The following is a 13,303-nucleotide window of genomic DNA, read 5'->3' as shown; positions in this document are numbered from 1 at the left end:
GGGCCTCGCGCCCGGCCTCGGGGCGCTCGTCGCGGCCGTCGCCTGCGCGGGCCCGTTCGTGGCGCCGGCGTATCCGATCGTCGGCGAGAGCGCGGCGCCGGGTTCCGTATCCGGGCGGGCGCCTGGTGCAGCACCGCCGTCGAAGGCGGCGTCTGTGCCGGGGCGGTGGGCCTGCTGGTGGAACGGTTGCCGCTGCCGGTGTGTTTCGCGGTGTCCGGCGCGGTGGACCGTGGCGGCGGCGCTGGTGCCGGGGCGCCGCCGCGGTCGGTCCGTCGTGTGGCCGGGGCCGGCCGCTCAGTCGTCGTCCGAGCCGGAGCCGGAGCCGGAGCCGGAGCCGGAGCCGGAGCCGGAGCCGGAGCCGGAGCCGGAGTCGTCGGAGTCCTCGGAGTCGTCGGAGTCGGAGTCCGAGTGCGAGTCGTCCGAGCGGTCGGCCGTGACCTTCCCGGTCTTCAGGTCCACCCGCCAGTCCTGCTCGGCCTCGTCGGAGGAGCGGGTCTCGATCTCCCAGGCCGCCCTGCCGTCGCCGTGGTGGCCGTCGTCGTCCAGCTCCACGGAGGTCACGGTGCCGTGGCCGGCCGCCGCCTTCGCGGCCTCGGCGGCGTCCACGGACGAGCCCTTCAGGGCGGCCCGCACCTCGTCGGTGTCGTCCTCGTCGTCCGTCTCCGAGCCGAGGACCTTGCCGGTGGCCGGGTCGATCCGGACGCTGTGCCAGGTGCCGTCGCCGGAGAGGACGTCGACCTCCCAGGCCGCGCGCTCACCGTCGTCGTCCCCGTCCTCGTCGTCCAGCTCGGCGGAGACGGCGGTGCCCGGCGCCTCCTTCAGGGCGGAGGCGATGGCGTCGGCCGCCGTCACCTTCGCGGAGGACACGCGGGCGTGGTCGTCGTCGCGGTCGCGGGAGTCGTCCCGGTCGTCGGCGTCGTCCTCCCGCGTGCCGTCGTCGTCCGCCCGGTCGCCCGCGTCGTCGCCCGCGTCGTCGCCCGCGTCGTCGTCCGAGGCCGCCCGGACGTCCGCCTGACGCGTCGTACCCGGGCCGTCGTCGCCCGTGGTCGCCAGAGCCGTCGCCGTACCGCCTCCGATCAGTGCGGCGGCGGTGACGACGGCGATCGCGATGTTGCGCTTCATGCGGTTCCTCCCGAGTCGTGCAAGGTCGTTCGAGTCGATGTGCTTTCGACGCCTTCACTGTCTCGGACCGACGCTGAGGCCAGCCTGAAGCCGCCTGAAGGGTTCTTCAGCTTCGTTTTGCGACCCTCTACCCATGCGCCCGCCCGTCGCCCACCACCACGCTGCCCGAGGCGCTTCGCGCCGCCCCTCTCGAATCCTGATCGTGGAGGACGAGAAGCGCCTCGCCGTGTCGCTCGCCAAGGGCCTCACCGCCGAGGGCTACACCGTGGACGTCGTCCACGACGGCCTGGAGGGCCTGCACCGGGCCGGCGAGGGCACGTACGACCTCGTCATCCTCGACATCATGCTGCCCGGCCTCAACGGCTACCGGGTCTGCGCCGCCCTGCGCGCCGCCGGCCACGACGTGCCGATCCTGATGCTCACCGCCAAGGACGGCGAGTACGACGAGGCGGAGGGCCTGGACACGGGCGCGGACGACTACCTCACCAAGCCCTTCTCCTACGTCGTCCTGGTCGCCCGCGTGAAGGCCCTGCTGCGGCGGCGGGCACAGGGGGGCGGGGCGTCACCCGTGCACGTCCACGGCGACCTGAAGGTCGACACCGCCGCCCGCCGGGTCTTCCTGGCCGAGCGTGAGGTCACCCTCACCGCGAAGGAGTTCGCCGTACTGGAGCAGCTCGTGGTGCGGGCCGGGGAAGTGGTGTCCAAGGCGGAGATCCTGGAACACGTCTGGGACTTCGCCTACGACGGCGACCCCAACATCGTCGAGGTGTACGTCAGCGCCCTGCGGCGCAAGCTGCGCGCCGGCCTCATCCGGACCGTACGCGGCGCCGGGTACCGGCTGGAGGCCGAGCGATGAGCCGGCTCCTCGGGTCGGTCCGGGCCCGGGCCACGCTCGGCGCCACCCTCGTGGTCGCCGTCGCCCTGATCGCGGCCGGTACCGCCGTCCTGCTGTCCCTTCGCTCCAACCTGCTCGGGGAGGCCGGCACCCAGGCGGAGCGCTCGGCACGGGAGGTCGCCACCGAACTGGCCGTCGGCACGCCCTACGCCGAGCTGTCGCTGGACGTGGACGACCGCCCGGTGCAGGTCGTCGACGAGGACGGCGGGCTGGTCGCCGCCAGCGAGAACCTGGAGCGGATCAGCGGTACCGGTGTCGACGCGGTGAAGCCGCAGCCCACCCCGACCGACACCGACACCGACACCGACGACGGCGACGACGACGGGGACTCGGACGACGATGACGACGCCGGCGAGTCGCTGGAGCCGGGGGAGATCGGCGAGCGGACCACCGTCAGCGACGGTTCGGCGACGATCGACGGCGACACGGAGGACTACCGCTTCGCCGCCGTGCCCGTGCAGAACCGGGCCGGGGACGATCTCACCGTGTACGCCGGTGCCCCGCTGTCCGCCGAACACGGCGCCGTGAACACCGCGCTGACCGTCATGCTGATCGGCTTCCCGCTGCTGCTCGCGGTCGTCGGGTGGGTGACCTGGCTGGTCACAGGGCGCGCGCTGCGCCCCGTGGCCGGCATCCGCCGGGAGATGGCCGCGATCACCGCCAGCGAGGACCTGGCCCGCCGCGTCCCGGTGCCGGACACGCACGACGAGGTCGCCCGGCTCGCCTCGACCACCAATCAGACGCTGGCCGCCCTGGAGTCGTCGGTGGAGCGGCAGCGGCGGTTCGTCGCCGACGCCTCGCACGAGCTGCGCAGCCCGATCGCCTCGCTGCGCACCCAGTTGGAGGTGGCCGCCGCCCACCCGGAGCTGCTCGACCTCGACGGCGCCGTGGAGGACACCGTACGGCTGCAGCGGCTCGCCGCCGACCTGCTGCTGCTGGCCAGGCTGGACGCGGGGGAGCGGCCCTCCGACGCGCGCGTCGACCTCGTGGCGCTGGCGCGGGAGGAGGCCGGAGGGCGGCCGGGGGTGAGCGTGCGGGCCGTGGACGGTGCCGCGGGCGAGGTGGCGGTGGCCGGGTCGCGGGGGCAGCTCGGACGGGTGCTGGCCAATCTGCTCGACAACGCGCAGCGGCACGCCCGCTCGGCGGTGGAGGTGTCCGTCCGGCGGGACGGCGACGCGGCCGTGGTCGCGGTGGCCGACGACGGGGAGGGCGTGCCGGCGGCCGACCGGGAGCGGATCTTCGAGCGGTTCGTACGGCTCGACGCCGCCCGCAGCCGCGACGACGGCGGGGCGGGGCTGGGGCTGGCCATCGCCCGTGACGTCGCCGTACGGCACGGCGGCACGCTCACCGTCCACGAAGCACCGGCAGGCGGCGCCCTGTTCGAGCTCCGCCTGCCGGCCGCCTAGACCCGCACGGCCACGGGTGTGACCGAGGTCGTGGTCAGGGACGTCCTCGCTGCCCGCGCAGGTGCTCCGCGATCGGCTTGAGCGCCTTGTCGAGCTCCGTCAGGGCCTCGGGGGCCAGCAGGTCGATGAAGTGCCTGCGGACGGACGCCACGTGGTGCGGCGCGACCTTCCGCATCGTCTCCAGGCCGTGCTCGGTGAGGACGGCGTAGAGCCCGCGGCGGTCGGACTCGCAGTTCTCCCGCCGGACCAGATCCGCGTTCTCCATGCGGGTGACCTGGTGGGAGAGGCGGCTCTTGGACTGCATCGTGGCGGTGGCCAGATCGCTCATCCGCATCCTGTCGCCCTCCGACTCGGAGAGGTTCACCAGGATCTCGTAGTCGTTCATCGTCAGGCCGAACGGCTGCAGGTCCTTCTCGAGCTGGTGCGTCAACAGCCTGTTGACCTCCAGGTGGGTGCGCCAAGCACACTGCTCCGTATCGGTCAGCCAGCGGGTGGCCGTCTCGGTCTCCATGAATGAAGTCTACCTAAAATGTTGAAAGGCGAACTAGTGAGGGGTTCTCCGTGACGGTGACGGTGCGCACGCGTTCGATGTCACACTCCGCAGATTACCGCTCACAGCCCGAAGCGGCGCTGGAGGTCCCCTAGCTGTCCGGGAAGCCCCGGTACCCCGGACCGGCCTCCCGGCGCCCCGGACGCGCCGCCGCCGGGCACTCCCGCCTGCTGCGGAGCGGCCCCCGTCGCCTGCTCCGCCATCAGCGCCTCGCTCGACTGCAGCAGCACCGTCCCCGCCCCCGCGAACTCGAACTGGTGCTCCTCCCCGGAGGCCCCGCCGAGACCCGTCATCGCACGTAGACCGCCCAGTAGGCCGGTCATGTACCCGTGGTCGTAGTGATGGCACGGAGACGGGCAGTCGGCCCACCCGACCAGGGCCTGGGGGTCGACCCGGATCGGGGGTTCCATGAACACCACCGGACCGTTTGACGCGGCCACGAACTTTCCGGTTCCGATCAGGGTCAGAAAACCCGGCACGATCGACTGCTTGAGGGCGAGACTTGGCTGAAAAGCAAGCAAGTTGCCCGAGCGAATGGTCAGGTTGCCGTCTTCAAGGTCATACGAATTGACGTCGAAGGCCCGGTCGGCGAGGAGCATCTTGCCCGATCCCTCCGCCACGACCCAGTCGCTCGCGTGCAGTGGCGAATGGAACGAAGTGCGCACCAGCCGGTCCAGCCGGCCGTGCCCGATCCCGTTGAACTCGATCGTCCCGTAGTAGGCGATCATCTTCCCCTTCTGCAGGAACCACCGGCTCCCCTTGAGCTCCACGCAGAAGGTGTAGTCGTTGACGTTGTCGTCGGCCGGCAGCGTCGCCGGGTCGTGGTGAACCGCGCTCACAGTTTCTCCTCCGACGCCTGGACGAACACCGTGCCGCTGCCGCTGAGCTCGAGCTGGAACGCCTCGCCGGAGCCGCGTCCGACCATGTCCCGCCAGCCCATCGCCGTGGACAGCTTGTTGCGTACGTCGCCGTGATGGGCGACGTAGGCCTGCGGGTCGACGCGCACCGGGCGCTGCGGGGTGACGGGGATCTCGAAGACGCCCCCGTGGGCCATCACCGCCACCGAGCCGTGGCCCCTCAACGTCGTCGTGAACAGCCCCTGCCCGCTCACCTGGCCGCGCACCATGCCCATGACGCCGCCCTGCGAGCCCAGGAACACGGTGCCCTGCTCCAGCGTCCCCTCGAAGGCGAGGAGCCGGTCCGCCTCCACGTACAGCGTGTCGCCGGAGAGGTTGATCACCTGCACGTGGTGGCCGCCGTGCCCGAAGAGCACGGTGCCGCTGCCCTCGACGGTCATCAGCGGCGTGTCCTCGTTCGCCACCCGGCGCCCGATCATCGACATGACACCGCCCTGACCGCCGGCCATGTTCGGGGTGAAGGACACGTCCCCTTGGTAGGCGAGCATCGCGCCGCGCTGACTGAACAGCCGCTGCCCGGGCGTCACGGCCGCCTGGACCATCTTGGAATTGATCTCCCGGAAGGCCATCTCACACATCCCCCGCGATCGTGTTCCGCTCGCTCGGCTGCACGTACACCAGGCCGTCGCCCTCGAAGCGGATCTGGAAGGCCTCCCCGCCGCCCTCCCCGAACAGCGTGCGGAACGTCACACCGGACTGGAAGGACTGCCGCAGGTTCCCCTGGTGCGCGACGTACGCCCCCGGGTCGACGGTCAGCGGGTACTGCGCGCCGACCCGCAGCACCACCGCCGGTCCGTCCGACATGATCGCCACCTGCCCGTGTCCCTCCACGGTCGTGGTGAACAGCCCGTTGCCCTGGGAGGCGCCGCGTGCCCCCGTGAAGCTGGTGCCGGTCCGCAGCCCGGCGTCGGCCGCCAGGAAGTTGCTCGACTCGACGTACAGCTTGTCGCCCTGGAGGCCGACGAGGTTGATCTCCGAGGCCCGGTCCGCGAACCAGCAGGTCCCGTGCCCCCTCACCTCCATCACCGTCATCTGCTCGCCGGTGATCCGCCGGGTCACCATGCCCCGGATGCCCTCACCGCCGCCGCTGAGTTTCTTGAAGGCCATCTCCCCGTCGTACGCGACCATCGAGCCGTTCTTCGCCTTGACGGCGTCCCCGGTCATGTCGACGGCGAGTACCTTGCTTCCTTGAAGTCGGAACATCGCCACAAATGGGAAGGTAGCCCGCCGGGCGGGCCCACCGACAGGTCCCACGGGCGCGGACCTCCCCGATCGCCCCCCAAGGGCCCGTGTCGCCGCCCCCCTCGCCCGGGCGCGTCGGGGGTTTGCCACAATGGACGCGCGCTTGTGCGCACGTTCACAAACCGCCGGCCCGGCGGTGCCCGACGTATCGATCCCTCTTCCACCGAAGGTGACCCGTGGACCTCAAGACCGCCTCCGCCCTCCGCCGCCTCCGCCTGGTCTCCGGCCCCGAGGCGATCTCGTTCCTCCTGCTGCTGGTCTGCTCGGTGCTGAAGCGGACCACCGACTTCAACGCGGTACCCGTGATGGGCATGGTCCACGGCGTTCTCTTCGTCCTGTACGTGATCTTCTGGGCGGACGCCTGGAACCGCGCCAAGTGGTCCTTCGGCACCGCCGCCTTCTACTTCGTCATGTCGGTCCTGCCCACCGGCGGCTTCTTCGCCGAGCGCAGGCTCAAGCGCGAGGCCGAGAGCGCGGTCATCGCCTCCCGTGCCCGCCAGGAAGGGGTCGTGGGCGCGTGATCGTCGCCTTCTCCGTGACGCCGCTCGGTGTCGGCGAGGACGTGGGGGAGTACGTCGCCGACGCCGTGCGGGTGGTCCGCGATTCGGGCCTGCCGAACCGCACCGACGCGATGTTCACGTCCGTGGAGGGCGAGTGGTACGAGGTCATGGACGTCGTCCGGCGGGCCGTCGCCGCCGTCGAGGCACGGGCGCCGCGCGTCTCCCTGGTCCTCAAGGCGGACATCCGCCCCGGCGTGTCGGACGGCCTCACCTCGAAGGTGGAGACGGTGGAGCGGCACCTGTGCGAGTAGCGGCGCGCCGCGGGCGGCGGTATCGAAAGGCGAGACGGGGCTGACCGGGATATGACCGGCCGGTAGGGTCTGATGCCGTGCCGAAGCCCCTCAGTCTCTCCTTCGATCCCATCGCCCGTGCCGACGAACTGTGGAAGCAGCGCTGGGGCGGCGTGCCCTCCATGTCCGCCATCACCTCGATCATGCGGGCGCACCAGATCCTGCTGGCCGAGGTCGACGCGGTGGTCAAGCCGTACGGGCTGACCTTCGCGCGCTACGAGGCGCTGGTGCTGCTCACCTTCTCCAAGTCGGGCGAGCTGCCGATGTCCAAGATCGGCGAGCGTCTCATGGTGCACCCCACCTCCGTCACCAACACCGTCGACCGGCTGGTGAGGTCGGGCCTGGTGGGCAAGCGGCCCAACCCCAACGACGGCCGCGGCACGCTCGCCACCATCACCGGCAAGGGCCGCGAGGTGGTCGAGGCGGCCACCCGCGACCTCATGGCGATGGACTTCGGGCTGGGTGCCTACGACGCCGAGGAGTGCGCCGAGATCTTCGCGATGCTCAGGCCGCTGCGGGTCGCCGCCGGGGACTTCGAAGAGGCCTGAGCGGGTCGCCGGGCCCGCTCGAAGATCGCGCGAAACGGACGGTTACGCTCGTACGCATGAAAAAGAGCGTGCTGACCCGCTACCGGGTCATGGCGTACGTCACCGGTGTGCTGCTGATCCTGCTCTGCCTCGGCATGATCGCCAAGTACCTGCTGGACATGGACGGTGCCGCCGACTTCACCCGCATCGTCAGCATCGCGCACGGCTGGCTGTACGTCGTCTACCTCGTCTTCGCCTTCGACCTGGGCGCCAAGGCGAAGTGGAAGGTCAGCAAGCAGTTGTGGGTGCTGCTGGCCGGGACCATCCCGACCGCCGCGTTCTTCGTGGAGCGCAAGATCAGCCAGGAGCTGGACACCAAGGCCGCCGCGGCCGAGGCGCCCGCTCCCGCCAAGGCGTAACCGGCTCCTCCCGGGCCCCCTCCCCGCCGTCCGGACACCCGTACGGCGGTCCCCCATCGACATTTACTTGGACGTCCTAGTAAATTCGAGGGTATGGACGCTCACGCCATAGAGGAGGGCCGCCTTCGCTGGCAGGCCCGGTACGACGCGGCGCGCAAGCGCGACGCGGACTTCACCACGCTCTCCGGTGATCCCGTGGAGCCGGTGTACGGGCCCAGGCCCGGGGACGCCTACGAGGGCTTCGAGCGGATCGGCTGGCCGGGGGAGTACCCCTTCACCCGCGGCCTCCATCCGACCGGCTACCGAGGGCGGACCTGGACCATCCGCCAGTTCGCCGGCTTCGGGAACGCCGAGCAGACCAACGAGCGCTACAAGATGATCCTCCGCAACGGCGGGGGCGGGCTCTCGGTCGCCTTCGACATGCCGACGCTGATGGGCCGCGACTCCGACGACCCGCGCTCGCTCGGCGAGGTCGGGCACTGCGGCGTGGCCATCGACTCGGCCGCCGACATGGAGGTGCTGTTCAAGGACATCCCGCTCGGGGACGTGACGACCTCCATGACGATCAGCGGGCCGGCCGTGCCCGTGTTCTGCATGTACCTGGTCGCCGCCGAACGGCAGGGCGTGGACGCGTCCGTACTCAACGGCACGCTCCAGACCGACATCTTCAAGGAGTACATCGCCCAGAAGGAGTGGCTCTTCCAGCCCGAGCCGCACCTGCGCCTGATCGGCGACCTGATGGAGTACTGCGCGGCCGGCATCCCCGACTACAAGCCGCTGTCGGTCTCCGGTTACCACATCCGCGAGGCGGGCGCGACGGCCGCGCAGGAGCTGGCGTACACGCTGGCGGACGGCTTCGGGTACGTGGAGCTGGGCCTGTCGCGCGGCCTGGACGTCGACCGGTTCGCGCCGGGCCTCTCCTTCTTCTTCGACGCGCACCTCGACTTCTTCGAGGAGATCGCCAAGTTCCGTGCGGCCCGGCGCATCTGGGCCCGCTGGATGCGGGACGTGTACGGCGCGAAGTCCGACAAGGCGCAGTGGCTGCGCTTCCACACGCAGACCGCCGGTGTCTCGCTCACCGCCCAGCAGCCGTACAACAACGTGGTGCGTACGGCGGTGGAGGCGCTGGCGGCGGTGCTCGGCGGGACGAACTCCCTGCACACCAACGCCCTGGACGAGACCCTCGCGCTGCCGAGCGAGCAGGCCGCGGAGATCGCCCTGCGCACCCAGCAGGTGCTGATGGAGGAGACCGGCGTCGCCAACGTCGCCGACCCGCTGGGCGGTTCCTGGTTCGTCGAGCAGCTCACGGACCGGATCGAGGCCGACGCGGAGAAGATCTTCGAGCAGATCAAGGAACGGGGCCTGCGCGCCCACCCCGACGGGCGGCACCCCATCGGGCCGATGACCTCCGGCATCCTGCGCGGCATCGAGGACGGCTGGTTCACCGGCGAGATCGCCGAGTCCGCCTTCCGGTACCAGCAGGCCCTGGAGAAGGACGACAAGAAGGTCGTCGGCGTCAACGTGCACACCGGCTCCGTCACAGGCGACCTGGAGATCCTGCGGGTCAGCCACGAGGTGGAGCGCGAGCAGGTGCGGGTCCTCGGCGACCGCAAGGCCGCCCGCGACGACACGGCGGTGCGCGCCGCCCTGGACGCCATGCTCGCCGCGGCCCGTTCCGGCGGCAACATGATCGCGCCGATGCTGGACGCGGTACGCGCCGAGGCCACCCTCGGCGAGATCTGCGGGGTGCTGCGGGACGAGTGGGGGGTGTACACGGAACCGGCGGGGTTCTAGGCGCCCCGCGCCGGTGCGGGGCGCAGCCGGAGGCTTCGCCCCTGGCCCCCGGCCCGTGTCCACGCGCCGGACGGCTCGGTCGGCCGGGGCACCGTCACTGGGCTCGGTCGGCCGGGGGACCCGTCACCCGGTTCGGTCGGCTGAGGAGCCGTCTGTCACCCGGATTCGTCGGCAGGGAGGCCACCTGCCACCCGGTTCGGTCGGCAGGGAGGCCACCTGCCACCCGGTTCGGTCGGCAGGGAGGCCACCTGCCACCCGGTTCGGTCGGCAGGGAGGCCACCTGCCACCCGGTTCGGTCGGCAGGGAGGCCGCCCGTCACCCCGCCGTCAGCCGGGAGGCCACCCACCGGAGGGCTCGGGCGGCTGGGCGCTCAGGCCCCACAGCAGTACCCGCGTGAGGCCCCGCACCCATTCCCCGTCCGCCGGTTCCGCGCTGACCAGGGTGCGGTGAACCACCGCCCCCGCCACCACGTCGAAGATCAGATCCGCGGTGCGGGCGGCCTCGGCCGGGTCGGTCTCGGGGGGCAGCTCGCCGCGCGCCTGGGCGCGGGCCCTGCCCTCCAGCACCAGGCGCTTCTGACGCTCGACGATCGACGCGCGGATGCGCTCCCGCAAGGCGTCGTCTCGCGTGGACTCGGCGACCACCGCCATCAGGCCGCTCCTGGCCTCCGGGCGGGCCAGGATCGCCGCGAACTGGAGCACCACGCCCTCGATGTCGGCGGCCAGGGAGCCGCGGTCGGGAAGCCGGAGTTCGTCGAAAAGCTCGGCTACCGCGTCGACCACCAGCTCGTTCTTGCCCGCCCAGCGGCGGTAGAGCGTCGTCTTGGCAACCCCCGCCCGCGTGGCCACGTCTCCCAGGGTGAGCTTCGACCAGCCCAGGTCGACCAGGGCCGCCCGCGTCGCGGCCAGGATCGCGGTGTCCGCCGCGGCGCTGCGCGGGCGCCCGGTACGGCCGGCGGGGGTGCTGCTCTGCATTCCCCGACCTTAACCGGCGGGTAACCGCGAGCCCCCGTGAGGGAGATCACGGGAGAGGGGTGTTCCCGCGGCCCCTCGTGGCATTACGCTACGGGTCGTAGCGAAAGCACGGGCCCGCCCGTGCCCCAGCGACGACCACGGGCGTGGGTGGGGACCCGGCGCCGGCACCACACTTCAGAGCGGGCTTTCGACCCGCTTTTCACGCACGCGCGGAGTACGGGGGAGGATAGGCCCATGCAGCCACGGAACATGTCCATGAGCGGGGTCGTCGACCTCGCCGCGGTGAAGGCGGCCCAGGAGGCCAAGGCGAAGGCGGAGCAGGCTCGCGCCGAGGCGGCCCGGCAGGGTGGGACGGGCGCCGTCTCCCCGGCCGATCTCGTCATCGACGTCGACGAGGCCCGCTTCGAGAGCGATGTCCTGCAGCGGTCCACCGAGGTCCCGGTCGTCATCGACTTCTGGGCCGAATGGTGCGAGCCCTGCAAGCAGTTGAGCCCGGTGCTCGAGCGGCTCGCCGTCGAGTACAACGGTCGCTTCGTCCTCGCGAAGATCGACGTCGACGCCAACCAGATGCTGATGCAGCAGTTCGGTGTCCAGGGCATCCCGGCCGTGTTCGCGGTCGTCGCCGGACAGGCGCTGCCGCTCTTCCAGGGCGCCGCCGGCGAGGCGCAGATCCGTCAGACCCTGGACCAGTTGGTGCAGGTCGCCGAGGAGCGCTTCGGCCTGACCGGTCTCGCCGTCGACGCCGAGGCGGAGCCGGGGGACCGGCCCGCGGCCGCCCCCGAGCGCCCGGCCGGTCCGCACGACGCCGCCCTCGAGGCCGCCGTGCAGGCGCTGGACGCGGGCGACCTGGCGGGAGCCGTCCAGTCGTACAAGAACGTGCTCGGCGAGGACCCGGGCAACACGGAGGCCAAACTGGGTCTGGCCCAGGCGGAGTTGCTCCAGCGCGTGCAGGACGCCGACCCGCAGCGGGTCCGCCAGGACGCGGCCGACAAGCCCGGTGACGCCCAGGCGCAGATCGCCGCCGCCGACCTGGATCTGGTGGGCGGTCACGTGGAGGACGCCTTCGGGCGCCTCATCGACACGGTGCGCCGCACGGCCGGGGACGACCGGAACGCCGTACGGCTGCGGCTGCTGGAGCTGTTCGAGGTGGTCGGCGCCGACGATCCGCGGGTCGCCGCGGCGCGCAGGGCGCTGGCTCGCGCCCTGTTCTAGGGGCGCTCCGGGCCCGCTTCGCCGGCGGTCGCCGACCGCCGGCCGCGTGGTGCCCGAGTGAAAGAGCAGTCGACGGGACGTCAGTGCGGCCGCGCTTTGCCAAATCTTGGCAATCGCGGCCGCTGTTACTGCCAGTAAGTCACCGTCGTCGATCTGTCGGATTCTGTCCAGCGATCAATTGTTTTGTTCCGCCTTCATGGCACACCGAGCGTCGCCGTTCGGGCCCCGTGCGTCGCCCCGCGGTCATCCGGCCGTTACTAGTGAGTAACGAACCCCCTTGTGTCGGCGGCGAGAATGCACCACGATCGGCGACGCTCGGTCCATTCCCGTACCCCGAAAGCCAGTCGGGTCGCGGGGGTTCCTGGGTCCCCACCGAGCAGAGCCGGCGGCAGTGGAGCCGGCTCTTGGGCAGGGGGGTCTTCGCCCACCGGCGAAGCCTGTCCAGCAGGGTTGTGCGTGATCGTGTCAGGCGCGACCAGTGGTTGTCGCTCGGGGGTGATCGCCGGTGATTCGGGCGCGTTGTACGTGCCGCCGAGCGCGGGCGCTCTCCTTCCCGAGGACGTAGCACTTCTCCCATCCCTGCCAGGCCGAGCCGCCGATCCCGGGGGCAGGCCGAGGCCAGGAGATGTACGTCCGAGAAGGAGGAAATATGGAGTCCCAGGTGCGTGGCGGGACCAGATGGAAGCGGTTCGCTGTGGTGATGGTGCCCAGCGTGGCCGCCACGGCTGCGATAGGCGTCGCGCTGGGGCAGGGTGCCCTGGCCGCGTCGTTCAGCGTCTCCGGTCAGTCGTTCAAGGTGACGGCGGACCGGCTCGACGGTACGGGCTTCTCCCAGTACGGGGCGATCGACTCGGGCTACACGCTCGACGGCAAGAAGACGGCTCACCCCGTCGCCGTCTCGGCGTTCAAGTCCGCGTCGATCAAGAACATGTGCCAGTCCGTGGTCACCCCGGACATCCCGCTGATCGGCTCGGTCAGCCTCATGTTGAAGGCCGGCGGCGGCGACAAGCCGGTCGAGGCGCAGAACCTGTACATCGACGTCGAGGAACTCGAGGCCGATGCCACCTTCCGCGGCATCGACATCGGTGTGGCCGCCAAGGACGCCAGCAAGGGTCCCGGCATCAAGAAGGGCGACACCGCGAACCCGTTCGGATTCGCGCAGCAGGCCGACTCGGCCACGCTGACCAACGTGAAGCAGACGGCGTGGGCCACCACTGCCGGAACCTTCAAGCTCAGCGGACTGAAGATGTCGCTGTCCAAGGGTGTCAAGGAGTGCTACTAAGCACTCGCTGACGGGCGGGGGAGCCGGTGGCACCCCCGCCCGTCCACTCCCCGGCCGTGCCTTCACCCGCGGCCCACATCTCCACCACAGCAAAGCCGTACCAGGGAGCTGTT

15 protein-coding genes are annotated in these 13,303 nt (G+C 71.2%); 9 read left to right on the top strand and 6 right to left on the bottom strand.

Annotated features, from left to right (window positions below):
* Positions 1-294: 294 nt before the first annotated feature.
* On the bottom strand, positions 295-1,122 hold the full coding sequence (locus B1H29_RS11545) for a PepSY domain-containing protein (protein ID WP_079160163.1): 828 nt from the start codon (positions 1,120-1,122) through the stop codon (positions 295-297).
* A gap of 133 nt (positions 1,123-1,255) precedes the next feature.
* On the opposite strand from B1H29_RS11545, the gene B1H29_RS11540 reads away from it, so the two are divergent.
* Together B1H29_RS11540 and B1H29_RS11535 are read left to right on the top strand one after the other, a co-directional pair.
* Entirely contained in the window at positions 1,256-1,978 is a 723-nt protein-coding gene (locus tag B1H29_RS11540) for a response regulator transcription factor (protein ID WP_055421899.1), read from the top strand.
* Positions 1,975-3,423: a sensor histidine kinase gene (locus tag B1H29_RS11535; RefSeq protein ID WP_055421898.1), complete on the top strand. Its 1,449-nt coding sequence runs from the start codon at positions 1,975-1,977 to the stop codon at positions 3,421-3,423. The genes B1H29_RS11540 and B1H29_RS11535 overlap by 4 nt, the downstream gene beginning before the upstream one ends.
* A gap of 34 nt (positions 3,424-3,457) precedes the next feature.
* Here B1H29_RS11535 and B1H29_RS11530 read toward each other — a convergent pair whose 3' ends face one another.
* The 4 genes from B1H29_RS11530 to B1H29_RS11515 all read right to left on the bottom strand — a co-directional run bounded on the left by B1H29_RS11530 (position 3,458) and on the right by B1H29_RS11515 (position 6,093).
* Positions 3,458-3,934, bottom strand: a complete 477-nt coding sequence (locus tag B1H29_RS11530; protein WP_055421897.1) for a MarR family winged helix-turn-helix transcriptional regulator — start codon at positions 3,932-3,934, stop codon at positions 3,458-3,460.
* A 101-nt stretch (positions 3,935-4,035) separates the two neighbouring features.
* Positions 4,036-4,812, bottom strand: coding sequence for an AIM24 family protein (locus tag B1H29_RS11525; RefSeq protein WP_055421896.1), 777 nt, complete (start codon positions 4,810-4,812; stop codon positions 4,036-4,038).
* Positions 4,809-5,459 (bottom strand): AIM24 family protein, encoded by a 651-nt coding sequence (locus B1H29_RS11520; protein WP_055421895.1) that lies wholly within the window; start codon positions 5,457-5,459, stop codon positions 4,809-4,811. The genes B1H29_RS11525 and B1H29_RS11520 overlap by 4 nt, the downstream gene beginning before the upstream one ends.
* 1 nt (position 5,460) lies before the next feature.
* A complete protein-coding gene (locus B1H29_RS11515) occupies positions 5,461-6,093 on the bottom strand; it encodes an AIM24 family protein (RefSeq protein WP_055421894.1) in 633 nt (210 codons plus the stop codon).
* A 215-nt stretch (positions 6,094-6,308) separates the two neighbouring features.
* On the opposite strand from B1H29_RS11515, the gene B1H29_RS11510 reads away from it, so the two are divergent.
* From B1H29_RS11510 to B1H29_RS11490, 5 genes are all read left to right on the top strand, one after another.
* On the top strand, positions 6,309-6,653 hold the full coding sequence (locus B1H29_RS11510) for a DUF3817 domain-containing protein (protein ID WP_055421893.1): 345 nt from the start codon (positions 6,309-6,311) through the stop codon (positions 6,651-6,653).
* Positions 6,650-6,943, top strand: coding sequence for an MTH1187 family thiamine-binding protein (locus B1H29_RS11505; protein WP_055421892.1), 294 nt, complete (start codon positions 6,650-6,652; stop codon positions 6,941-6,943). Before B1H29_RS11510 ends, B1H29_RS11505 begins: the two co-directional genes overlap by 4 nt.
* A gap of 77 nt (positions 6,944-7,020) precedes the next feature.
* Positions 7,021-7,530, top strand: coding sequence for a MarR family winged helix-turn-helix transcriptional regulator (locus B1H29_RS11500; protein ID WP_055421891.1), 510 nt, complete (start codon positions 7,021-7,023; stop codon positions 7,528-7,530).
* 56 nt (positions 7,531-7,586) lie between these two features.
* Positions 7,587-7,928 carry a DUF3817 domain-containing protein gene (locus B1H29_RS11495; protein ID WP_055421890.1) on the top strand — a complete coding sequence of 114 codons (342 nt, stop codon included), beginning with the start codon at positions 7,587-7,589 and terminating at the stop codon, positions 7,926-7,928.
* A 93-nt stretch (positions 7,929-8,021) separates the two neighbouring features.
* Complete coding sequence (locus B1H29_RS11490; protein WP_055421889.1) at positions 8,022-9,722, top strand: acyl-CoA mutase large subunit family protein; 1,701 nt, start codon at positions 8,022-8,024, stop codon at positions 9,720-9,722.
* Positions 9,723-10,048: 326 nt separating this feature from the next.
* On the opposite strand, the gene B1H29_RS11485 is transcribed toward B1H29_RS11490, so the two are convergent.
* A complete protein-coding gene (locus B1H29_RS11485; protein ID WP_055421888.1) occupies positions 10,049-10,696 on the bottom strand; it encodes a TetR/AcrR family transcriptional regulator in 648 nt (215 codons plus the stop codon).
* A gap of 234 nt (positions 10,697-10,930) precedes the next feature.
* Here B1H29_RS11485 and B1H29_RS11480 point away from each other — a divergent pair, with 234 nt between their 5' ends.
* Both B1H29_RS11480 and B1H29_RS11470 read left to right on the top strand, forming a co-directional pair.
* Positions 10,931-11,908, top strand: coding sequence for a tetratricopeptide repeat protein (locus tag B1H29_RS11480; RefSeq protein ID WP_167392527.1), 978 nt, complete (start codon positions 10,931-10,933; stop codon positions 11,906-11,908).
* A 649-nt stretch (positions 11,909-12,557) separates the two neighbouring features.
* Positions 12,558-13,190 carry a DUF6230 family protein gene (locus B1H29_RS11470; RefSeq protein WP_055421886.1) on the top strand — a complete coding sequence of 211 codons (633 nt, stop codon included), beginning with the start codon at positions 12,558-12,560 and terminating at the stop codon, positions 13,188-13,190.
* The last annotated feature ends 113 nt before the right edge of the window (positions 13,191-13,303 follow it).

Origin of the sequence: Streptomyces pactum, assembly GCF_002005225.1 — a bacterium.
Taxonomy (GTDB): domain Bacteria; phylum Actinomycetota; class Actinomycetes; order Streptomycetales; family Streptomycetaceae; genus Streptomyces; species Streptomyces pactum_A.
Note: the sequence above shows the minus strand (reverse complement) of the source record. Positions and strands in the feature narration are given on the sequence as shown.